22 protein-coding genes are annotated in these 21956 nt (G+C 65.6%); 11 read left to right on the top strand and 11 right to left on the bottom strand.

The window, feature by feature from the left end; translation table 11 throughout:
- Nucleotides 1-9: 9 nt before the first annotated feature.
- The 8 genes from L0V05_RS19345 to L0V05_RS19380 form a co-directional block, all read right to left on the bottom strand.
- Nucleotides 10-978: a type II secretion system F family protein gene (locus tag L0V05_RS19345; RefSeq protein ID WP_234873138.1), complete on the bottom strand. Its 969-nt coding sequence runs from the start codon at nucleotides 976-978 to the stop codon at nucleotides 10-12.
- Nucleotides 978-2363 carry a TadA family conjugal transfer-associated ATPase gene (locus L0V05_RS19350; protein WP_234873139.1) on the bottom strand — a complete coding sequence of 462 codons (1386 nt, stop codon included), beginning with the start codon at nucleotides 2361-2363 and terminating at the stop codon, nucleotides 978-980. The genes L0V05_RS19345 and L0V05_RS19350 overlap by 1 nt, the downstream gene beginning before the upstream one ends.
- A 3-nt stretch (nucleotides 2364-2366) precedes the next feature.
- Nucleotides 2367-3569, bottom strand: a complete 1203-nt coding sequence (locus tag L0V05_RS19355; RefSeq protein WP_234873140.1) for a CpaE/TadZ family protein — start codon at nucleotides 3567-3569, stop codon at nucleotides 2367-2369.
- Nucleotides 3570-3597: 28 nt separating this feature from the next.
- Nucleotides 3598-4251, bottom strand: coding sequence for a TadE/TadG family type IV pilus assembly protein (locus L0V05_RS19360; protein WP_234873141.1), 654 nt, complete (start codon nucleotides 4249-4251; stop codon nucleotides 3598-3600).
- A complete protein-coding gene (locus L0V05_RS19365) occupies nucleotides 4248-4766 on the bottom strand; it encodes a TadE/TadG family type IV pilus assembly protein (RefSeq protein ID WP_234873142.1) in 519 nt (172 codons plus the stop codon). Before L0V05_RS19365 ends, L0V05_RS19360 begins: the two co-directional genes overlap by 4 nt.
- Complete coding sequence (locus L0V05_RS19370; protein ID WP_234873143.1) at nucleotides 4741-6198, bottom strand: pilus assembly protein TadG-related protein; 1458 nt, start codon at nucleotides 6196-6198, stop codon at nucleotides 4741-4743. Before L0V05_RS19370 ends, L0V05_RS19365 begins: the two co-directional genes overlap by 26 nt.
- Nucleotides 6199-6256: 58 nt before the next feature.
- On the bottom strand, nucleotides 6257-7096 hold the full coding sequence (gene cpaB / locus L0V05_RS19375) for a Flp pilus assembly protein CpaB (protein ID WP_234873144.1): 840 nt from the start codon (nucleotides 7094-7096) through the stop codon (nucleotides 6257-6259).
- Nucleotides 7097-7183: 87 nt separating this feature from the next.
- Nucleotides 7184-7384 (bottom strand): Flp family type IVb pilin, encoded by a 201-nt coding sequence (locus tag L0V05_RS19380; protein ID WP_234873145.1) that lies wholly within the window; start codon nucleotides 7382-7384, stop codon nucleotides 7184-7186.
- 301 nt (nucleotides 7385-7685) lie between these two features.
- Between L0V05_RS19380 and L0V05_RS19385 the strand changes: the two genes are divergently transcribed.
- From L0V05_RS19385 to L0V05_RS19435, 11 genes are all read left to right on the top strand, one after another.
- Nucleotides 7686-8456, top strand: coding sequence for an SDR family oxidoreductase (locus tag L0V05_RS19385; RefSeq protein WP_234873193.1), 771 nt, complete (start codon nucleotides 7686-7688; stop codon nucleotides 8454-8456).
- Nucleotides 8457-8464: 8 nt separating this feature from the next.
- Nucleotides 8465-9343 carry a MurR/RpiR family transcriptional regulator gene (locus tag L0V05_RS19390; protein WP_234873146.1) on the top strand — a complete coding sequence of 293 codons (879 nt, stop codon included), beginning with the start codon at nucleotides 8465-8467 and terminating at the stop codon, nucleotides 9341-9343.
- A gap of 85 nt (nucleotides 9344-9428) precedes the next feature.
- Complete coding sequence (locus L0V05_RS19395; RefSeq protein WP_234873147.1) at nucleotides 9429-10154, top strand: SDR family NAD(P)-dependent oxidoreductase; 726 nt, start codon at nucleotides 9429-9431, stop codon at nucleotides 10152-10154.
- Nucleotides 10155-10178: 24 nt separating this feature from the next.
- Nucleotides 10179-11333: a Gfo/Idh/MocA family protein gene (locus tag L0V05_RS19400; RefSeq protein ID WP_234873148.1), complete on the top strand. Its 1155-nt coding sequence runs from the start codon at nucleotides 10179-10181 to the stop codon at nucleotides 11331-11333.
- Between the two features lie 18 nt (nucleotides 11334-11351).
- The gene (locus tag L0V05_RS19405; RefSeq protein ID WP_234873149.1) at nucleotides 11352-12266 is read left to right on the top strand and encodes a sugar phosphate isomerase/epimerase family protein; all 915 of its coding nucleotides are present in this window, start codon (nucleotides 11352-11354) and stop codon (nucleotides 12264-12266) included.
- A gap of 51 nt (nucleotides 12267-12317) precedes the next feature.
- Entirely contained in the window at nucleotides 12318-13343 is a 1026-nt protein-coding gene (locus L0V05_RS19410) for an ABC transporter substrate-binding protein (RefSeq protein ID WP_234873150.1), read from the top strand.
- A 68-nt stretch (nucleotides 13344-13411) separates the two neighbouring features.
- Nucleotides 13412-14920, top strand: a complete 1509-nt coding sequence (locus L0V05_RS19415; RefSeq protein ID WP_234873151.1) for a sugar ABC transporter ATP-binding protein — start codon at nucleotides 13412-13414, stop codon at nucleotides 14918-14920.
- Nucleotides 14917-15891 carry an ABC transporter permease gene (locus tag L0V05_RS19420; protein ID WP_234873152.1) on the top strand — a complete coding sequence of 325 codons (975 nt, stop codon included), beginning with the start codon at nucleotides 14917-14919 and terminating at the stop codon, nucleotides 15889-15891. The genes L0V05_RS19415 and L0V05_RS19420 overlap by 4 nt, the downstream gene beginning before the upstream one ends.
- The gene (locus L0V05_RS19425) at nucleotides 15888-16868 is read left to right on the top strand and encodes an ABC transporter permease (protein ID WP_234873153.1); all 981 of its coding nucleotides are present in this window, start codon (nucleotides 15888-15890) and stop codon (nucleotides 16866-16868) included. Before L0V05_RS19420 ends, L0V05_RS19425 begins: the two co-directional genes overlap by 4 nt.
- A 60-nt stretch (nucleotides 16869-16928) precedes the next feature.
- Nucleotides 16929-18005, top strand: coding sequence for a Gfo/Idh/MocA family protein (locus L0V05_RS19430; protein ID WP_234873154.1), 1077 nt, complete (start codon nucleotides 16929-16931; stop codon nucleotides 18003-18005).
- The gene (locus L0V05_RS19435) at nucleotides 18002-19114 is read left to right on the top strand and encodes a Gfo/Idh/MocA family protein (protein WP_234873155.1); all 1113 of its coding nucleotides are present in this window, start codon (nucleotides 18002-18004) and stop codon (nucleotides 19112-19114) included. Before L0V05_RS19430 ends, L0V05_RS19435 begins: the two co-directional genes overlap by 4 nt.
- A 3-nt stretch (nucleotides 19115-19117) precedes the next feature.
- Here L0V05_RS19435 and L0V05_RS19440 read toward each other — a convergent pair whose 3' ends face one another.
- The 3 genes from L0V05_RS19440 to L0V05_RS19450 are packed head-to-tail and all read right to left on the bottom strand — an operon-like array spanning nucleotide 19118 to nucleotide 21952.
- Nucleotides 19118-20164, bottom strand: a complete 1047-nt coding sequence (locus L0V05_RS19440; protein WP_234873156.1) for a hypothetical protein — start codon at nucleotides 20162-20164, stop codon at nucleotides 19118-19120.
- Complete coding sequence (locus L0V05_RS19445) at nucleotides 20164-20925, bottom strand: ATP-binding cassette domain-containing protein (protein WP_234873157.1); 762 nt, start codon at nucleotides 20923-20925, stop codon at nucleotides 20164-20166. The genes L0V05_RS19440 and L0V05_RS19445 overlap by 1 nt, the downstream gene beginning before the upstream one ends.
- Nucleotide 20926: 1 nt before the next feature.
- The gene (locus L0V05_RS19450; protein ID WP_234873158.1) at nucleotides 20927-21952 is read right to left on the bottom strand and encodes an ABC transporter permease; all 1026 of its coding nucleotides are present in this window, start codon (nucleotides 21950-21952) and stop codon (nucleotides 20927-20929) included.
- Nucleotides 21953-21956: the final 4 nt, after the last annotated feature.

Genomic DNA, 21956 nt, shown 5'->3' on the forward strand with positions numbered 1-21956 from the left:
CAGGCCTCTTCAGAAGCGGAAATTGACGAGTTGGCGCATCACGAGGGCATTCGCGATGACAAGGCCCAGCACCAGGATTGCCGTTGGGCGGAACAGGGGGTCATCGCTGATATCGCCGTAGTAGCTCGGCACCAGGCTTGTCGTTACGGCAATGATGATCAGCGGGATCAGTGACAGGATCAGCGCAGAAAGCCGGCCTTCCGCCGAGATGGCCTTGATCTTGCGCCGCATGATCAGGCGATCGCGGATCACGCGGGCCAGTGTCGCCAGCATCCGCGCCAGATCGCCTCCGGTGCCGTGCTGAATGGCGATGCTCACAGCCAGAAAGCGCGCATCCTCGGTGCCGACCCTGTCAGCCAGATCGCGGAAGGCATCGACCAGATCGTCGCCATAGGCGATCTGGTCGACCATCACACCGAATTCCGACGCCACCGGGTCGGACATCTCGCGCGCGACCGAGGCCATCGTCGCGTTCAGCGGATGACCGACACGCAGGCCCCGGGCCATCAGGTCGAGCGCTTCGGGCAGTTGCCGCGTCAACTGGTCCAGACGGCGGGCGACGGCGATCTTCAGGCCGATGAGAGGCAGGACGACGAACAGCAGGATCGCGACGGGCATCGAAAAGGTAAAGGGGACCATGCGCGACAATGCCCCTGCAAAGAGCAAGCAGGACCCGACCGCGATCGTGGAAAGGCGGCCAGCGCTGATGCTGATGCCGGCTTGACGCAGTTCCAGCGGCAGCGATGCGAGTCCGGGCACCTTGGACAGGGCCCAGGTATCGGCGCGCGGCTTGAGCAGGCGCAGGACGTCTTGCCCGGTTGCCCCCTTGGCGATCATCCGCATGCGCCGGTTTCGCGCATCATGCGGCGTCTCCTGCCGCGACAGCGCCTGCCGGATGCCTTCGAAAGCCAGCAGGGCACCCACAAAGGTCGTTGCGATCAAAAGCAGATCAAGACCGAAGATCGATCCGTTTTCCATCACATCCCTCCCTCGCCGCGGAACAGGTCGGCAGGAAGGTCGATGCCGGCGGCGATGATCTGGTTGGCCATGCGCGGGCGGATCCCCGTCGCGACCAGTTCCCCCTGCACGTCGCCGGTTTCGTTGCGACCGCGTTTGCGGAACAGGAAGATGTCCTGCATCGTCACGATCTGGCCCTCCATCCCCGTGATTTCCGAGATGCTCATGAGCTTGCGCTTGCCGTCACCCAGCCGGCTGAGCTGCACGACAAAATGGATGCCCGAGGCGATCTGGGCGCGCAGGGCCGCCAGCGGAAACTCGAAGCCGATCATCGACACCATCTGCTCGATCCGCCCGAGCGCATCGCGCGCGGTATTCGCATGGACGGTCGTCATCGACCCGTCATGGCCCGTGTTCATGGCCTGCAGCATGTCGAAGGTTTCGGCCCCGCGAACCTCGCCGACCACGATCCGGTCCGGCCGCATCCGGAGCGCATTTCTCACCAGGTCCCGTTGGGTGACAGGTGCTGCGCCGCCGGGGTTGCCGGGCCGGGTTTCCAGCCTGACCACGTGTTCCTGCTGGAGCTGGAGCTCCGCGGCATCCTCGATCGTCACGATACGCTCGCTTTCCCCGATATAGGACGAGAGCGCATTCAGCATGGTCGTCTTGCCCGATCCGGTGCCGCCCGAAATCAGGATGTTCATGCGTGCCTTGACGAGGCATTGGAGGAACCGGGCGGCGGGTGGGGTGATGGCGCCGACCTCGATCAGACGTTCAAAGGTCAGGGGATTGCGCGCGAACTTCCGGATCGAGAGCGAGGGGCCGTCGATCGAACACGGACGGATGATCGCGTTCACCCTGCTGCCGTCGGGCAGGCGTGCATCGACCCAGGGCTGGCTTTCGTCGATCCGCCGTCCGACCTGCGACACGATCTTGTCGATGATGCGCAGGAGGTGGCGTTCGTCGCGGAACCTGACGCGGGTCTTCTCAAGGATGCCGAAGCGCTCGACATAGACGGTACGGTGAGAATTCACGAGGATGTCATTCACCGTCGGATCTGCAAGCAGCGGCTCCAGCGGGCCGAAGCCCAGAACCTCGTCGAGGATCTCGTCGATCAGCTCGCGGAATTCTTCCGTGCGCATGGCCCGGCCTTCGTCGGTCAGCACCTTCGAGACCAGCCCGGCCACTTCGCGACGGAGATCATCGGGTTGGACCTTGTCGATGACCGAGAGGTTGAGCCGGTCGAGCAGCACTTCGTGAAGGTGGCTCTTCAACTCGAGCCTCGCCTGCAGCGCGGCGTCCTGAGGAGGCGGGGCCGCTTCTGCCTGACCTTCCGTTGCCGTCGCGCCAAAGTTGACGACGTTGTTTGGGCGTTGGGACGAGATCGAGGAGAATGTCTTGAACATGGATCAGGTCCTTTCGGAGGCGGCCGATGGGGCGAGGTCTTTCTCGAGGCTGGCGGCCAGCTTGGCGATGGACCTTGCCAGCGGCCCGCCGACCGAATGGAGGGGGCGCCCTTGGTCTATTGCGGCCCGGGCATGCCGGGGATCGGGGGGAAGCCAGGCCCAGACCTTGCGCTCGAGCGCCTTTTCGGCCTCGCGCCGGGTCGCGGAACCGAACAGGGATTTGCGTTCACGGTTGACGATCACCTTCACCGGAACCGTCATCCTGTCGGCGGACAGAAGGTCGATCAGCCGCCGTGCCTGCCGGACTGATGGTACTGCCGTGTCGATCAGCAGAAGCAGGGCATCCGCCCGGGCTACCACGGATTCCATCCAGCCGACGACGGTATGCGGCAGGTCGACCACGATATAGTCGAACTCGGAACGCAGGGCGTCGAGCATCGCGGCGACCTGCTCGGGACGCAGGGCATCGGGCGGAACGAAAGTCACGGGCGCTGGCAGCACACGCAGACCGGAGTCATGGTCGAGCATCGACTGGCGCAGCAAGGTCTCGTCGGGCTCCGTGCCCTCGCCTGCCAGCCGGGCGATCGCGTCGCTTTCTGCCAGGTCGAGCATGGATCCGACCGAACCGAACTGCAGGTCGAGGTCGACCAGCGCGACCCGCGGGCGCGACGCGGACTTCCCGCGACCCTTCGGGGCAGCAAGTCGTTCGGCCAGATTGACCGAAAGCGTGGTTCCGCCGATACCGCCGCGTGCGGGAACGGTTGCAATGATAAGGCCACGACGCGCCTCGACCGGCTTCAGGGTAAGGCGGCGCTGGCGGCGCGGTTGGCCGAGCCGGCCGATCTCGTCCAGCAGCTCTTCGGCAGATGCGGGGACCGGCAGGATGCGGCCGACGCCCGCCTGGTTCAGCGCAAGGACCTCGGAAAGCGAGGCTGAGCCATCGGCCAGGGCGACGACTTCGGCGGCCGGCGAAACGGCATCGGTCAGCGTCCGGATGGCGGCAAGCTCTTCGGGGTCGCGGCCATCGGTCTGCACCACGATCATGTCCTGACCCGTCGCCATCCGGATTGCGTGACCGTTCAGTTGAGTCAGGCTGCCGAGCTCTGCCCTCACCGACAGGCCTTCGCGCGTCTGACCCGATCGATCGAGGTCCCTGACCAACGCGGCATCGCGGCTGATCACGAGCATGGAAACCGGATTGGTCATGATGAAAATCCTTTGTCGTGCCTGTTGGTCATCCGGCCTCTCCCTGGGCGAGGTCCTCGCCCGGCAGGGACACGCTGATGGTTGGAAACGGAATGCTGGCCGCAAATCCCTCCCAGTTGCCGCCGGCAAGGGTCGCCATCGCTCCGAGAGGCGAGGCGAACTGGAAGTCCAGACCGGTGATCTCTACCGTGACGACCGGAACATAGGGGCCGCCGAGGAATCCGAGGTTGGGATCGTAGCTGTAGGAGAAGGTCAGGTTTCCGGGTGCGGAATAGCTTGGCATCAAGGGCTCGACGCGGTCCCAGATCACGCTCGCCGTCGACGTGTCCATCGCTGCCGTGCAGGTCACGGTCGCCGGCGCCGCGCAGACAGCCGCTGCAGAGGCGCAGCCGGTTCCGAAGCGGGGCGCCACCGTGCCAACCGGAACGACGCCGGGAAGGTTCTCGGTCGCAACGCCGGGGCAGGCCGGGGGAAGGGTCGCCGCAAGGCGCGCAGCCAGATCGGTCGCCTTGTTCGCCATCACGAACTCGTAGCCCATCCGGCCGAAGTCGATCAGGCCGAAGATCAGCAAGAGAAAGACCGGCAGCACAAGGGCAAGCTCGGGCAACGCAGCGCCGGTCTCATCGCTGAGCAGCGTTTGGGCGGGGCGGAACCGTGCCCTGATCTTTGCAATCCCGCTCATGCCCCGAACACCCTGGACTGGTCCGTCACGCTTGTGGTCAGCGGGGCTTCGGACCCCCCGAAGAGGGTCAGGATCGAGCCCATCGGGAAGGTCATTGTGACGGTCGCCGTAACCTGGGCCACGGCGACGTTCCCACCGCGATAGCTGCCGGGATGGCATTGCAGGGCCGGTGTCACGCTGTCGACGGTGACCCCGCCGACGAGCACCGGCAGGCCTGAAAGGCTGCTGTCGACGATCTGGGTCACCTTGGTCTCGTAGGCGGTGACGGTGCCGCCCTTCGCACAGATGTCGGCGGGCAGAATGCGGGCAAGATAGCGCGTCGCGTCGCGTACACCGCTGATGGCCGCCTGATAGGACCACATCATCCGGCTGCCTTCGACGATGACCGCAAAGACCAGGAGCAACATCGGCAGGACCAGGGCGAATTCAACGAGGATCGCCCCGTCCTCGGCCCTTGCGAACCCGCGTCCAGCACCGGGGCGGCAGTTTTCAGCGGAACAGTTGGACGACGTCATGGACGATCCCTCCTGTTCCGCCCGCGCCACCGTTGCCGCCTGCCGATCCGATGACCTCGACCCACAGATCGATCTTCGGCGGCGAACTGCCATCCTGTCCGACCGGCTCGGTCATGAAGAGGCGGAAGAACTCCTCGACGGGGACGTTGCTCGTCCTCCCGGCAATCGGATGGGCGGTGCAGTCGATTGCGGCTGCAATGACCACCCGGCGCTCCGGATCGGGGGAAGCGGCGGGTGCGCAACTTGGCCGGCCCGTTTCAGCCCGCCCTGTCAGGATCGGCGTGCTCGACGCCCCGCCGCCCGCCCTGGCGATCTCGGCCAGGTAATACTGGTAGCGGGTCGCGCCGGACGGCACACTCGGAGGGGTCGTGCCATAGTTCTTGCTCTCATAGGCGGCACGGCCAGTCGACCAGACGCCATTGCCGAAGCGCGTGCAGGCGCCGGTCGTAAAGCAGTCATCGCGCGGCAGGCCAACGGTGTTTGGCGAAACCTTCTCGCTGTTGCCGATGCACGACCCGCCTCCCTTGGGCACGATCCCCTTGATGACGTTCGGCGCGGGCCGATAGTTCGCATCGGTGCGCTTGCCGTTCATCGTGGCCTTGTAGATGTCGAAGCGCACGTTGAAGACCGCATCCTCGATCCCGACCTTCTGGCCGGGCTCGGTGTCGACGCCGCGCTGCGCAAAGCAGCGGGTGATGCTGCGCTCGGCTCCGATCAGGCAGCGATCGAGGTTGCCGCCGTTCAGCCCCTTGCACGGGCCGTTCGGGTCGACCTCCTTCTTGTCGGGGTCGAGGAAACCGAAATCGCCTGGCCCCCAGGCCGCGCCGTTGCCGCCAGAGCGGAGCCGGATCAGGTCTCCCACGTTTTCGTCGGCCTTGTAGCCCGGGGTCGGCAGGCAGAACATCAATGGCGTGATATCGCAGGCGAATTGCGTGAAGCCGGCAACGGCGGTCGCCGCGACGCTGGCATTGGGGGCTACGCCGCCCCGCAAGCCAAACAGGGCATCGGCAAACGGCGTCTCGACGGCATGTGGTGCCACGGTGGCCTGGACATAGATCGCCTCGGCCGGATCGGTCGTGACTGCAGTCGGCGCCGTGGAATCATCTGCTGGCAGCGCCGAGAGAAATGTCAGGGTGTAGTCAACGACATCGAGGTCATGTCCGCCGCTCCCGAACGTCTGGCGATCGGCGATCAGGTTCGCCGCAGCCGCTGTCGCGCGGGTGATAGCATCGCTCTTTCCGTCCAGTTCGCCTGCCGCGGCCAGCGCCACGTGATCGGCAAAGCTCTGCAGCTCCGATTTCGTCGCGGAGATCCGACCGAAGTCGAAGGACAGGGCGACGAAACCGAGAAGGACCACCAGCGCCAGGGCCCAGAAGACAAGAATTGCCCCCTGTTCTTCTTTGGCAAAGCTGACGGTCCTTGACGCGCACATGAACACTATCCGGAAAAAGGGAATTAGGGGCTGCAATCAGGCACAGGTCCACGGCGGATCAATCGAGACTGACCACCTCGACCTCGTTTGCGCGCCGCACCTTGATGCGGGTGACCTTTACCGGTTCGGATTCCGTCACAGGCACCACTGCGGCGGCGACGGGCGCGGGGGGCGGCGGCTCCTGAAGGATGTCGCTGAGGTTGACGGCAGGAAGCTCGGTGTCGCGCGCCTCGTTCAAGCTGCGAAGCGACAGGCTCAGCTTGCCGGCGTTCTGGGCCAGTGCCAGCACCTGGCCCTGTTCGGGCGTGACCTCGACCGTCACGGTCCGGGCGACCTCGGGCTGGTCCCGCTTCATGTCGGCATCCTGGTCGACACCAACGATGCGGATGTTCTGCAGGATCGTGATCGCCCGCATATCCTTGTCGCCGCCCTGCGTCAGGACGATGTCGACCGTATCGCCGGGGGTGACGAAGCCGCCCACGGCGGTCTCGGCGTTGACGCTGATCGCAACGGCCCGCAGGTTGGGACCGAGAGCCTGAACGATGGTCACCTTCTCGCCGAAGTTCGACACCTTGGAGGCAAGCAGGATATCGCCCTTGGCGATTTCGTGGGTCGCGCGGCGGGGCTGCTGCCCCGAAGCGGGAAGAAGCGTCGCAAGATCGACATAGGCGCCCGGCGGCAGCGCCTCGCGCGGCCAGGCGATCGTTGTGACGGATTGGGGCAGGATCGGCTGGCCATAACCGATATCGGCACTGGCGATGACCACGCTGGCCAGTTGCGATTTGGTTTCCGGGGCGGCGGTGGCAGCCGCTGGCATCAGATACTCGCGCGTTGCATAGGCCGAACCGCTCGCGATCGCCACGCCAGCCAATGCGACCAGGAGAGAACGGATGCCCATGAGAGATGCTCCGGTTGGATCGGTTTTCGGGAAGCGGTCCGCGCCCCCTGAGCGCGGACCGTGGATCAGGGAACGATCAGAGGCAGGTCACGGAGTGACGTCAGCGACATTGTCGCCCATTGCAGCTTGCGCATCGTCCATTTGGCCCGAGACCTCGTTGCCGAGGTTGGTCAGGGCGATGGTGCCGACCGCAATCGCGAGGATCAGGGCAATGCCATATTCGACGAGGGTCACGCCCTTTTCGTCGCGGGAGAAGCGGGCGAAAAGCGAGGTCAGTTTCGAAAGCATCAGGTAACTCCTTGTTACATTGCACGATGGACCGGACGCACCGGCCGGAATCACGAACCTTGGCCTTCGCTTCGGTTCCCCTCCAATGTCGCTGCTTGCCCGAGCCGCCGCTTCCTCTGGACAGATGAAGAATTCGCGCAGGGATTGTTTTTTCATCGGGCGCGAAGGCGAGGCGGCGCCAGACGATGAATTGTCTGCAAGCGCCAGACCGATGGATCGTCGACTGTGGCCTTCCCAATTGGCCGGTCCTCTGCAACAGTCCGGACCACACCCGCGCGGCGAGGGAGGACAGCGCTTGGACATGGGTCTTGCCGGCAAGGTCGTCGTGATCACCGGGGCGGCCGCCGGGATCGGGCGCGCTGTCGCGCTCGAGGCGGTGCGCGAGGGCGTCGGTGCGCTTGTCCTGACCGACCGGGATCCGGACCTTGCCCGCAAGACCGGTGAGTTGCCGGGCGGCGTCGATGTTGCCTTCGTTCAGGCCGATCTTGAGGATCCCGCCGCAGCGGGCAGGGTCGCGGGGGCCGCCCTTGATCGCTTCGGCAGGATCGACGGGCTGGTGAATGCCGCCGGGCTGACCACGCGTGGCTCGTTCGTCGATGGCACGGTCGAAACCTGGGACTTGTTGTTCGACGTGAATGCGCGGGCGGCGTTCCTGCTGATGCAGGCGACCATTGCCGACATGCGCCGACGGCGCGCGGGCGGCTCGATCGTCAATATCCTGTCGATGAACGCGTATTGCGGCATTCCTGAGCTTGCCATCTATGCGGCGACCAAGGGTGCGCTGATGACGCTGACCCGCAACGCGGCCAATGCCCATATGGCCGACCGCATCCGGGTCAACGGCATCAATCTTGGCTGGGTCGCGACCGAGAGCGAGCGGAAGATGCAGGCCGAGGTGCTGGGGCGCGGACCTGACTGGGAGACAGCAGAAGCGGCGCGCCTGCCGCTCGGCCGGTTGGTGACCGAGGAGGAAACCGCCCGCCTGGCCGTGTTCCTGTTGGGGGCCGCCTCGGTTCCCATGACCGGGGCGATCGTGGATTTCGAACAGAAGGTTGCCGGGGCAATCGGCTAGGGGGCAGGGTGGAACAGTCCGCGACCGCAACTGGACAGAGCCCGCCCCGGGACTATGAGGCCCTTCGCGCGGAACTCGCCGCCCGGTCGGGCAGCCTCAGCCGCAGATTGGCGCAGGTCGCGCAGTTCTTCCTCAACCACCCCGAGGAAGTCGCCATCAACACGCTCGTCCAGCTGGCAGCCCAGGCCCAAGTGCCGCCGGCGACGATCACCCGATTTGCCAAGGAACTGGGGTTTGGCGGTTTCGCCGAACTGCAGGCCGTGTTCCGGGAACGCCTGCTTGGGCCGCGCCTTCCTTACGTCTCGCGCATCGGAAACCGACTTCCGCCGGGCGAGTTGTCGCTGGCGGACAGCGATCTGGATCACCCGGACCTTGTGTTTGGCGGCATGGTCCAGGCTGCCATGCAGTCGCTGCTCCGCATCGACGAGACGCTGGACCGGCAGGTGCTGGCCCGATTCGTCGATGTTCTGGCCGCGGCCGAGATGATCCATGTCGCTGCAGCCAGGGGGGCCTTCGGGTTGGGCGCCTATGCCTTTTACGGCATGGCGAAGATCGGTCGGCGGGTGAGTCTGCTCGACAATCTTGGTGCGATGCGGGCCGAGCAGGTCTGCGCGATAGGTCCGTCGGACGTGCTGTTGGCGATGACCTTCGACGACTACACGCCCGAGACAGTCGAGATCGCCCGCATGGCGGCGCGGAACGGGCGGCAGGTGCTGGCGATCACCGACAATGAACTCAGCCCGGTGGTCGGGCTCGCCCAGCACGTCCTTTATGTCAACGAGGCCCGGCTTGGGCACCTAAGGTCGCAAGTGCCGGCGATGATCGTGTGCCAGGCGCTCATCGTCAGTCTTGCGCGGCGGCTGGGTGGCGCATTGTCGCCCAAGTGAAATGAAATTTTCATCTGCAGAAAAATGAAAATTCCGTTGCAAAATTTCCCTGCTCCCCGAAAGATCGGATTGGGGAGAATCTGCGATGACCAAGGCTAGCTTCGACTTTTCGGAGACGTCGGTTCTTGTGGTGGGCGCCAGCCGGGCCGGCATCGGGGCGGCTATCGCGCGATCGTTCCAGGAGGCAGGGGCCGACGTAACGATCACGGGGGCCGAGCCGGAACCAGCAGCAGAGGACAGCGGGCGCTTTCCCTATATCCAGCTGGACGTGACCGATCTGGACGCCGTCCGTGCCGTGGCGGCGGCAACGCCGAAACTGGATGTCCTGGTCAATTGCGCGGCCATCACCTCGCGAGGGGAGGAAATGGCCCCGGCCTTTTTCCAGCGCGTCGTCGATGTGAACCTTCACGGCACCTTCCGCACAGCGGAAGCCTTCCACGGCCATCTAAAGGCGAGCCACGGGTCGCTCATCAACATCGCCTCGATGTATGCGACCTTCGGCAGCCCCAGGAACCCCGCCTACGGCGCAAGCAAGGCGGCGGTGCAGCAACTCACCAAGTCGCTTGCCATCGCCTGGGCGCCCGATGGCATCCGGGTGAACGCAGTGGCCCCCGGCTTCATCGTGACGCAGCAATCGGCGCGAAGCCGCACCGATCCGGCCCATGTCGCGGCGGTGAACTTGCGAACGCCGATGGGGCGGTGGGGTCAGCCCGAGGACATTGCCGGACCGGTGCTGTTCCTGGCCTCGCCCGCCGCCGCATTCATGACCGGCACCTGCCTTGCCATCGACGGAGGGTATTCGGTTGCCTGACCACCAGAGCAGGGATTGCCCGCCATGACCGAGTTCCACCGGATCGGCGCCGCGGTCATCGGGACCGGATTTATCGGCACGGTACATCTTGAGGCACTGCGCCGTCTTGGCGTTCCGGTGCGTGGCGTCTTGGGGTCGAGCCCGGAGCGCGCTGCGGATCGGGCAACTGCGCTCGGGGTCGCACGGGCCTATCGCTCGCTCGCGGAACTGCTGGAGGACCCATCGGTCGACGTGGTTCATGTGACCTCGCCGAATGTCGCGCATTTCGACCAGGTGATGCAAATCCTCGCGGCGGGGCGACATGTCGTCTGCGAAAAACCGCTGGCGATGACCTCGGCGCAGTCGGCGGAGATGGTCGCGGCGGCGAGCATCACCGGCAAGGTCGCTGCCGTCTGCTACAACACCCGATTCTACCCGCTGAACCAGCATGCGCACCGGATGGTCGCCGATGGCGCCCTTGGCGAGGTGCGGCTTGTCACCGGACATTACCATCAGGACTGGCTGGTCAAGCCGACCGACTGGAACTGGCGGCTCGAAACCGAAGAAGGGGGCGAGTTGCGCTCGGTCGGCGACATCGGCACCCACTGGATGGACCTGACAAGCTTCATCACCGGCCAGAAGGTCGTCTCGGTCATGGCCGATCTGGCGACCTTCCTGCCCGAACGGCAGAAGCCGGTGGGGCCGGTCGAGACCTTTGCCGCGGCCACAGGTGCCACCCAGACCAGGCAGATCAGGACCGACGACGCGGCGACGATCCTGCTGCGGTTTGCGAACGGCGCGCGGGGAACGGTTTCGACAAGTCAGGTCAGCCCGGGCCGGAAGAACTCGCTGGTCTGGGACATTGCCGGTTCCGCCGCATCGGCGGCCTGGAACTCGGAAACGCCGGATCACCTGTGGATCGGCCACCGCGATGCGCCGAACCAGATACTGCAGCGCGATGCTGCACTTATGAACGTGGCCGGCGCTGCGGCAGCTGCCCTTCCGGGCGGCCATGTCGAAGGCTTCGCCGACACGTTCCGCGCGCTGTTTCGGCAGGTCTATTCCGACGTTGCCCTAGGGGCGCGCGGACCGGACGCGACCTATGCCGGTTTCGAGGATGGACACCGTGAGATGTTGTTCTGCGACGCGGTCCTGAAAAGCGCCCGCAGTGGACGGTGGGTCGATCTGGACAGTCTCTAGACGAAAGGAGCGAGGGCGATGAAACTGGGAATCCTGACGGCGCCATTTCCAGAGCTGCCGCTTCAGCAGGTGGCAGACTGGGCAAGCGGAGCCGGGTTCGAGGCGATCGAGATTGCCTGCTGGCCTTCGGCAGGGGGTGAAAAGCGGCGCTATGCCGGCACGTCCCATCTGCCGATCGAGGACATGACGCCAGCTCAGGCCAGCGAGATTGTCGGGCAGCTTGCCGGGAAGGGGCTTACGATCTCGGGTCTGGGCTATTACCCCAATCCGCTTCATGCCGACGCGGCGCATCGCGAGAATGTCATCGGCCATTTGACGAAGGTCATCTCGGCCGCCGCGATGATGAAGGTCGGGGTCGTGAACACCTTCGTCGGTGGCGACCGGACCTTGACGGTAGACCAGAACTGGGAGCGGGCCGCCCAGATCTTCCCGCCGATCATCGCCCATGCCCGCGAGAATGGCATCCGGCTGGCCTTCGAGAACTGTCCGATGATCTTCTCGCACGACGAATGGCCGGGCGGCCACAACATCGCCTATTCGCCGAAGGTCTGGCGGCGTATCTTCGACAGTTGGGGCGAGGCGGTCGGGATGAATTTCGATCCAAGCCATCTTGTCTGGCAGATGATCGACCCGCTACGCTTCATCAGGGAGTTCGGCAGTCGGATGGTCCATGTCCATGCCAAGGATCTGATGATCGACAGGGAGGGTCTGTACGAGAATGGGATCATGTCGCTCGGCATGGGCTGGCAGGTTCCGCGCATGCCGGGGCTCGGGGATGTGAACTGGGCCGAGCTCTTTTCCGGCCTTTATCGCGCCGGCTACGATGGCCCGGTCATCATCGAGCATGAGGACCGCAACTTCGAAGGAACCCGCGAGAAGGTCCAGCGCGGTTTCCTTCTCGCCCGAGACGTGCTTAGCCCCTTCGTCAAGTAAATGGGGCGAAAAATAAACGTAAGAACAATGCTTTAAATGGGAGGAAGACACATGAAAAAACGACTTCTGGGAACTGCTTCGCTGGCGCTGGCCCTTGGCCTCGGCAGTGCGGCCCTGGCGGAAGGCTACAAGATCGGAATTTCGAACACGGTACAGGGCAACGGCTGGCGCGAAGAGATGATCTGCGCGATGAAGGCCGAGGCACTGGCTTCGGGCAAGGTCGACTCGCTGAACATTGCGCACCGCAACACCGACGCGGCCGGCCAACTGGAGGATATCCGCAACCTCATCCAGGCCGGGGTGAACGCGATCGTCGTGAACCCGACCAATGCCGACGGCATCAATGCCGCGATCAAGGAGGCCACCGACAAGGGCATCGTGGTCGTCGCGGTCGACCAGGCGGTGACGGAACCCTCGGCCTACATCCTGTCGAACAACCAGGAAGAATACGCCTATATCGGCGCCAAATGGCTGTTCGAACAGATGGGCGGCAAGGGCGCTGTCGTCTACATGCGCGGCGCCGCAGGCGCAGGCGCGGACAATGACCGTGACAAGGGCTTCAAGCGGGCGATGGCCGAATACCCGGACATCACGATCGCGCAAGAGGTCTTCACCGGCTGGCAGCAGGATCAGGGCAAGCAGCAGATCAACGACATCATTGCCGCCGGGGTGCCGTTTCAGGGCGTCTGGACCTCGGGGATCGACAACGTGATCGTCGATGCCTTCACCGAGGCTGGTGCGCCTTTGGTGCCGATCGTCGGCGCCGACAACGCGGGCTTCGTCAGCCAGTTGTCGAGCGTCGAGGGGCTGAAGGGTGCGGCCGTGACCAACCCCGGCTCGGTCGGTGGAGCAGGCGTTGCCCTCGCGATCCAGATCCTCGATGGCAAGGTTCCAGCTGAAAAGACCGTGCTCGTCGATCCGGTCCTTTGGGACAACACCACCGAAGAGGGCAAGGCCCAGATCGCAGCGGCCCAGAACCCGAACCTCAGCCCCGAATGGCCAGTCAGCGTCTCCATCCCCGGATGGACGACCTACACGATGGACCAGATCATCGCCTGCAAAGGCCCCGGCGAGTAACGACCAAGGGTCTCCGGCCAATGCCGGAGACCCAGCTTCCGCCTCGAAGGACCCGGTGCAGTTGACCCATGGCTGAAAGTGAAACGACGGCGCCCGTGCTGGACGCCGAGGGCGTGTCGAAGCGGTTCGGCGCAGTTCAGGCCCTGCGCGATGCATCGCTGCGCCTGGGGAAGGGTGAGATCGTTGCCCTTATGGGCGCCAACGGCGCCGGGAAATCGACGCTGGTCAAGATCCTGACCGGCGCGCTGCGGCGGGACACCGGCCATGTCCGCATCAGGGGAACCGAAGCCCGCCTCAACTCCCCCGCCGCCGCCAGACGGTCAGGGCTTGTGCCCGTTTATCAGGAACCGTCGCTGATCCCCGATCTCGACGTGGCCGACAACCTTCGCCTCGGGCGCACGCCGGTCGATGCGTTCCGCCATTGGGTGGCGGAAATGGGCATTTCCGACCTTCGGCTTGACGACGTGATCGGCGATCTGCCGCTGGCGACCCTGCGTATCCTCGACCTTGCGCGGGCGCTGGCAGCGGAACCCGATGTGCTGATGCTTGACGAGATGACCGCTGCCCTGCCGACCGACCTGGTCGAGAAGGTGTTGAGGGTCGTGCGCCAGCAGGCTGATGGCGGACGGTCGATCATCTATATCTCGCACCGTTTCGCCGAAATCGCGGCGATCTGCGACCGCGCTACCGTCCTGCGTGATGGGGCGACGGTCGGCAACCTGAAGATCGAGCCGGGGATCGAAGAGCGGGTTGTCGAGCTGATGCTGGGCGGCAAGGTTGCCCCGGTGGCCAGCGAAACCCGCAGCCGCGCAGCGGCCTCCGGCGACAGTGCCATCATTCCCCGCCTGCGCCTTCGCGGTCTGAAGGCCGGAACGCGGCTGGCCGATGTTTCCTTCGAGCTGAACCGGGGGGAAGTGCTTGGCGTCGTTGCGCTCGAGGGGCAGGGGCAGGACGAGCTGTTCGATGTGCTTGCCGGCAACCGTCGTCCTGCCGCGGGCAGCCTTGAAGTGGATGGCAGGCCGGTCGCCTTCGGTCATCCTGCCGATGCGATCGCGGCTGGCCTGACGCTGGTGCCGGGTGACCGGGCGCATGCGCTGCTGATGTCGCGGTCCGTGCGCGAGAACATCGCCCTGCCGCTTCTGGCGCGGCTTCGCGACTGGGGCGCGATCCGTGTGAGGGACGAGGCCGCACGCGTGACCTCTGCGATCGAGCGGTTGCAGATCGACACGCGGGCCCAGGGCGAAGTGCGCCGTCTGTCAGGCGGCAACCAGCAGAAGGTGACCATCGCCCGCTGGATCGCCAAGGGCGTGAACACGCTCCTCCTCTTCGATCCGACGCGGGGCATCGATGTCCGCACCAAGCGGCAGATCTACGGGCTGGTCCGCGAACTGGCCGGGCAGGGGGCTGCCGTGCTGTTCTACACATCCGAGTTGTCCGAGGTGCCGCAGGCCTGCGACCGCGTCGTCGTGATCTTCAACGGACGGGTGGTGGATGTAATCCCGGCAGCCGAGGCCGACGAGGCCACCCTGATGCGCGCCGCCTACGGCCTGAGCCGGGCCGGGACGGAACCGGCATGACCCGGTTCCTGTCGAAGAACAGCCGCACGGTCGGTCTTGCCGCGCTCCTGGCGTTGCTCTTGGTCGCAACCAAGCTGATCCAGCCCGATTTCGGCGCCTCGGGGCTCGAGTCGCTGGCGCGCGCCGTCCTGCCCTTCGCCTTCGCGACGGTCGGCATGACCATCGTCGTCATCGCCGGCGGGATCGACCTGTCGATGGCGGCGATGATGGCGGTGGCAAGCGTGACCGCAGCCGTGCTGATGGAGGGCGCGAGCGACGGGCAGGCCGCCATCGCGGTTCTGGGCGTGCTCGTTCTGGGCCTCGTCATGGGGGCGATCAACGGCACGCTGATCGTGCTGACGCGGGTTCCGGACATCGTGGTGACCCTTGCCATGCTGTTCGTCTGGCAGGGTGTCGCGCTCCTGATCCTCAATGCACCGGGTGGCGGCGCAGCCCCCTGGCTCAGGGATCTGGTCGTGGGCGGGGTCGTGCTGCCCGGATTGCCGACCGCCCTGACCGAGTGGCTGCCGAAAGCGGTCCTGTTCCTGGTGATTGCGGTCGCGCTGATCTGGGTGCCGATCCGTCGCTCCCGGCTTGGGTTGATGCTCTACGCCATCGGCAGCGATCAGCTTGCCGCCTTCCGCTCGGGCATTCCAGTAGGGCTGACGCGGATCGTCGCCTATGCGCTGGCCGGTCTCTTCGCCGCTCTCGGCGGGCTTTCAGTCACCATGGGCACCGGGATCGGCGAGCCCATTCCCGGCCCCTATCTGATGGCATCAGTCGCGGCTGTTGTGCTTGGCGGCGTGGTGCTGGGGGGCGGTCGAGGGGGCATCGTCGGCCCGGTGCTGGCGGTATTCATCCTGCGGCTGGTACGGATGGACCTGACCCTTCTCTCGGTCGATCCCAACGTGACGGCGATCATCGAAGGAACCATAACGGTGGCCGTGGTGATGTTCGGCGGCCTGCTGGCAGTGAGGGGGATGCAGAAATGACCGCGTTGAATGTCGGCCCCACTCCGCTGGCGCGCATTGGTCGCTTCATGGCAGACAACCCGCTGGTGCCTCTGATCCTGCTGCTGGTCGGGCTTGTCGCGTTGCTGCAGATCCTGCAGCCGGGTGTCGTGAATTCCCGCTGGCTGGCCAACACGATCAAGGTGGCCATTCCGCTGGCCATGCTCGCCGCCTGCCAGACACTGACGATGCTGACCGGCGGGATCGACCTGTCTGCCGGGACGGTGGCCACCATCAGCGCCTTCGCGACGGCAACCCTGACGCCACTCGTCGGCGCCCCGGCTGCGATCCTGATCGCCCTTTCGGTCGCGCTCGTCATCGGCCTGGTCAATGGCTTCGGCGTGGCGATCTGTAGGGTGCATCCGCTGATAATGACCCTTGGCACGGCGCTGATCGCCAGCGGCTGCCTGCTTGTGTACCAGCGCTATGTCATCGCCACCGGAACGAAGATCCCGGATTTCCTCGTGTGGCTCGGAACCGGCCGGACTCTCGGCCTGCCGAACGGGCTCTTCCTGTTCTTGCCCTTTGCCACGCTGGTGATCTGGATGCAGCGCCGCACCGGCTTCGGGCGGCTTCTCTACGCGCTTGGCTCCAATGAGGCGGCGGCGCGGCTGTCCGGGGTGCGGAGCTGGCAGGTGCTCCTGTCGCTCTATGCGCTGTCCGGCGCGATCGCCGGGCTGACGGGCCTGCTTTATCTCGGCGTGGTCAAGACGCCCTCGCTGTCGCTGGCGCTGCCGCTCGATCTGCCCTCGGTTGCGGCAGCGGTTGTCGGCGGAACCTCAATCTTCGGCGGGCGGGGCGGCTTCGGCGGCACAATCATCGGGGCGCTGATCCTGACGGTGCTGGGGACGATGCTGACGCTCATGCAGATTCCCGAGGGCGGACGGCGCATCCTGTTCGGGCTCATCATCCTTGCAGTGACGGCGCTTTACATCCGGCTGACGGAGCAGGGCCGATAGTAGTTCGCCCGTATCGAAAGAGCGATCCGTCCATGCGGGTCGAACGGAGGAGAGAGGCAAATGGCAAGGCACAAGGTCGTCGGCATCAGTTTCGACCACATGCACATGGGCGACCTTCTGCGGAAGGTGGCCGAGCATCCGGATGCCGAGATTGCCGGCATCTTCGACCCCGATCCCGCCCGGATGGCCGGGGCGATCGCGAATTTCTCGATCCCGGCCGATCGGGTCTTCACCGATTTCGACGCCTGCATGACGGCCACGACGCCCGATCTTGCCATCCTCTGCGCCGCGACCGCCGATCATGCGAGCTATACGGAACGGCTTGCCGCCTATCGGACCAACGTCTTTGTAGAAAAGCCTTTCGCCGCCTCGGTCGCCGATGCGCGGCGGATGATCGCGGCGATGCAGCCGACGGGAAAGCTCCTGGCGATCAACTGGCCGCTGGCCTGGGTCGAAAGCCACGTCACCGCCAAGCGCCTGATCGAGGCCGGCACCATCGGCGAGCTGATCGAGGTGCATTTCTACGACGGAAACCGTGGGCCGCTTTATCATCTGGCGGACAAGGTCGAGGTCTCGCCGGAAGAGGTGGAACGGCAGAAGCCCGGATCGTGGTGGTACAAGAAAGCCTCGGGCGGGGGAAGCCTGCTCGACTACCTCGGCTATGGGGCCACGCTTGGCACCTGGTACATGGACGGCAGGGCGCCGCTCGAGGTGACCTGCACGGTCGACCAAACGCCGGGGATCGAGGTGGACCAGCACGCCATCGCCGTCTGCCGCTATGACCGGGGCCTGTCCAAGATGGAAACGCGGTGGGGGACCTTCACCGATCCCTGGACGATCCAGCCGCAGCCGCATTGCGGCTTCGTGTTTGTCGGAACCGACGGGACCATCAAAAGCGACGACTATGCCGACCATGTGATGGTGCAGACCCGGACACAGCCGAAGCCCACGGCCGTTCCGGCCGAGCCTCTGCCGGCCGGGCGGCGGAACGCCATCGAATATGTGCTGGGCTGCATCGAGCGGGGCGAGGCGCTGTCCGGGCCGCTCGATCCCGCGGTGTCGCTGCTCGGCCAGCGCATCGTCGATACGGCGGCGCTCTCGGCGCGAGAGAAGCGGACGCTGGAACTCTTGCCATGAGCGAAACGGATCCCGATACCTACGCGCTGAAGTCGGCGGCGGTCGAGACGATCGCCGCGCCTGATCTGCCCTACCGCCCGCCCATGCCGCGCAGCTATCGGCCGCGGATCGGGGTGATCGGGGCCGGAGGGATCGTGGCGAGCCATCTCGACGCCTATCGCACCGCCGGGTGGGAGGTTGCCGCGATCTGCAACCGGACGCTGGCGCGGGCCGAGGCGCGGGCGCAGGACTTCTACCCGCAGGCCCGGGTGACCGACCGCTATCAGGAGGTGCTCGACGATCCCGCCATCGATGTGGTCGACATCACGCCCCATCCCGAGGACCGCGTGCCGATCATCGAGGCCGCGCTCAAAGCCGGGAAGCACGTCCTGTCGCAGAAGCCTTTCGTGCTCGACCTTGCGGATGGCGAGCGGCTGGTGCGGCTGGCCCGGGATCGCGGCCTGAAGCTGGCTGTGAACCAGAACGGACGGTGGGCGCCCCACCTTGCCTGGATGCGCGAGGCGGTCCGGGCGGGCCTGATCGGCGAGGTGCAGAGCGTCCATGTCTCGATCCACTGGAACCACGGCTGGATCGCGGGCACGCCCTTCGAACGGATCGAGGACCTGATCCTGTATGACTTCGGCATCCACTGGTTCGACTTCCTGTCGAGCGTGGCTGGCGACCGGGTGGAAAGCGTCTATGCGACCTCGGCGATGGCGGCGGGGCAAACTGCGGCCGTCCCGCTGATGGCACAGGCGCTGGTGCGGATGGTGGGCGGGCAGGCGTCGCTCGTCTTCGACGGCGGGGCGGCGTTCGGGCCGCGCGACACCACCTACATCTCGGGCACCAAGGGCAGCCTGATGAGCGACGGCCCGGATCTGGGCAGCCAGCAGGTGACGCTGTTCACCGCCGAGGGGCGAGCGCAGCCGGTGCCTGACGGGACATGGTTCAACGACGGCTTCCGCGGGGCGATGGGCGCGCTTCTGGTCGCTATCGAGGACGGGACCGAACCTGCCAACGGGGCCGCAGAGAACCTTCGCAGCCTTGCGCTCTCCTTCGCGGCGATCCGGTCGCGGCGCATCGGGCAGGAAGTGCGGATCGGCGACTGCACCCGGCTTGAGCAGGACTGACGTTCAAAGCCCGAGGAACGCGCCCCGGATCGGCACGTTGCGCTGCGCACCACCTTCGCCGGTGACAGTCAACGCGTCGCCGTCCAGCGTCACCGTGGCCACCGGCTCGCCCGAGGGCCAGCCGATCGCGCCGATCACGTGCCTTGCCTCCACGGTACCCTCGGGCGACAGCGTCAGCGCGCCCGGACCCGACAGGTCGGCCTCGGTCGAGAGCCCGAGCATGTGGTCCGCCGCGCCTTCCTCGACGCCAAGACAGCCGAAATGCCGCCCCGACCAGGGCGGATAATCCCTCCCCCCGTTCGAATGCCACAGCATCGTCATCGGCAACCGCCGAGCATCGCGGAGCGAAAGGTAAAGATCGCCCTCCGCAGGGCGCGTCACCGCCGTCCAGCCGAGGGCATGGCCCCTGGTCTCGATCCCCACGACGAAATCCTCATGGCGCGGATTCCAGGGATAGCGCGTCAGGTCCACCGGGTCTGCCAGCCCCGGAAAGGTGCGGGGGTCTACCGAGCGGGCCGGGTAGGCCAGCGCCGACCGACCGCGCGCCGGATCGCTTTCCTGCGGGTTCTGCGGGGTTTCCCAATACGACTTGGCCGAGGTGCGGATCAGCCCGCCGGATTTCAGCGAGATGTTGGCATGGTTCGCCACAGGCAGGCGGCCGGTGCCCCCGATGAAGATGTGGCGCTGGTAGACGAAGGGATGACCGTCGGTGACCGAGAGTTCCTTGATCAGCGTCGCGCCCTTTACCGGATGGTCGAGCACCGCCCGCACAAGGCCGGCAGTCGTCGCAACGACTGTCCAGGGGGTGTTGGCGGGCCAGCCGTGCAGGGGCGAGCCCTCGTCGCTTGCCGCGAAGGGCGCGCAGAAGAAGTCGCCGCCGAGCGTCGCCATAAGGGGCGCGGCGTCCGGCGGCATGACTTCGCCCGTCCCGACCCAGGGGGCGCGATGCAGAGGCGCGATCCTTACGCCCTGATCCTCGACCTCGAACCCATCGAGAAGCCCGGTGCGGGCATCGAAGCCGAAGCTGATCCCAGCCGCCGCACCCTGCATCAGGCGGCATGCTCGCCGGTGATGATGTCCTCGACATCCTGGATCGATGAGGTCCGGGGGCTGAGGTCATCTGCCACGACCGCGCCGCGCCGCATCACGACCATCCGGTCCACGACCTGAAAGACGTGGTGGATGTTGTGGGCGATGAAGATGCACGAATGCCCCGTGTCGCGCGCTTCACGGACAAAGCGCAGCACGCCTTGCGTTTCGGCCACGCCGAGGTTGTTCGTCGGCTCGTCAAGGATGATGAGGTCGCTATCGAAATACATGGCGCGGGCGATGGCCACCGCCTGCCGCTCGCCGCCTGAAAGCGAACCGATGGCTGTGGTCGGCGGGATCTTCTTCGAGATGCCGACCCGCTTGAGCAGGCTCGCCGCCACCTCGTTCATCCGGTCGAGATCGAGACGGTCCATGAAACCCGGCCCCTTGCGCAACTCGCGACCGAGGAACAGGTTCCGCGCGATGGAAAGTTGCGGGATCAGTGCCGAGTCCTGGTAGATCGTCTCGATCCCTGCCGCGATCGCATCGTTGGTCGAGCGCAGGTTGACCTCCTGCCCGTTGATGAAGATCTGGCCCGATGTGTAGGGCACCGCCCCGGATAGCACCTTGATGAGCGTGGACTTGCCCGCTCCGTTGTCGCCCAAGAGGCCGACGATCTCGCCGCGCTTGATCCTTAGGTTCACGTCGCGCAGGGCGTGGACGCGGCCGTAGTACTTCTGAATGTTCCGCATCTCGACGAGCGGAGCTTCGGTTTCGGCCATGTCAGTCTCCCGCATTGTGCCGGCGCTCGAGCGCGGCATGAAGCGCCATCATCCCCAGGATGATCGCCCCGATGAAGATGTTGTAGGCCAGGCCCGGCACGCCGATCAGGACGATGCCGTTGCGCATCAGCCGCAGGATCAGCACGCCCAGAACCGTGCCGATGATGGTGCCGCGTCCGCCCGCCAGCGCCGTGCCGCCGATCACCACCATGGCGATCACCTCGAGTTCGTAGCCGGTGCCCGAGTTCGGGTTGGCTGCCGACACGCGGATCGACGAGATGATGCCGGCGAAGGCAGCCATGGCGGCCGACAGCATGAACAGGATGGTCTTGACGCGCCCGGTCGGCACGCCGCGGTTCCGGGCGGCGATGGGGTTGCCCCCGGTGGCCTGGATCCAGTTGCCGAAGCGGGTGCGGGTCAGGATGTAGTGGAACATGACCGCGAGCAGGATGAACCAGATCAGGCTCATGTACAGCCGCAGGCTTCCCACGTGGAATTCCCCGACAAGCACCCCGGACAGCCACTGATCGTCGGCCTTCCAGGTCCGCTGCGGGAAGCCATCGGTGAGCCACAGCGCCGTGCCGCGCACGACCAGAAGCATGCCGAGCGTGACGAGGAAGGACGGGATCCGCATCCGCGTCACGAACAGGCCGTTGATGAGGCCGATCAGCAGCGCGACCAGGATCGCAACAAGGAACGCCACCGACAGCGGGAGTGCCGCCTCGTTGAACAGGGTCCACATCACGACTGGCGCAAAGCCGAAGACCGAGCCGACCGACAGGTCGAACTCGCCTGCGGTCATCAGCAGTGTCATCGCCAACGCGATAAGGCCGAGCTCGACGGTGAACGTGAGGGCGTTGCCGATATTCGTGATAGAGATGAAGGCCGGGTTGATGGCGGTGAAGACCACCAGCATGACAACCAGCAGGACCAGCGGGCCGACTTCCGGCTTGTTTATCAGCGTTCGCGTGAAACCTGCGCCGGATGCGTGCTCCGGAGGGGCCAGGGTAGGGCTGGGTTCGGTCATCCCG

It is taken from the genome of Alitabrizicola rongguiensis (assembly GCF_021491355.1).
GTDB lineage: Bacteria > Pseudomonadota > Alphaproteobacteria > Rhodobacterales > Rhodobacteraceae > Aliitabrizicola > Aliitabrizicola rongguiensis.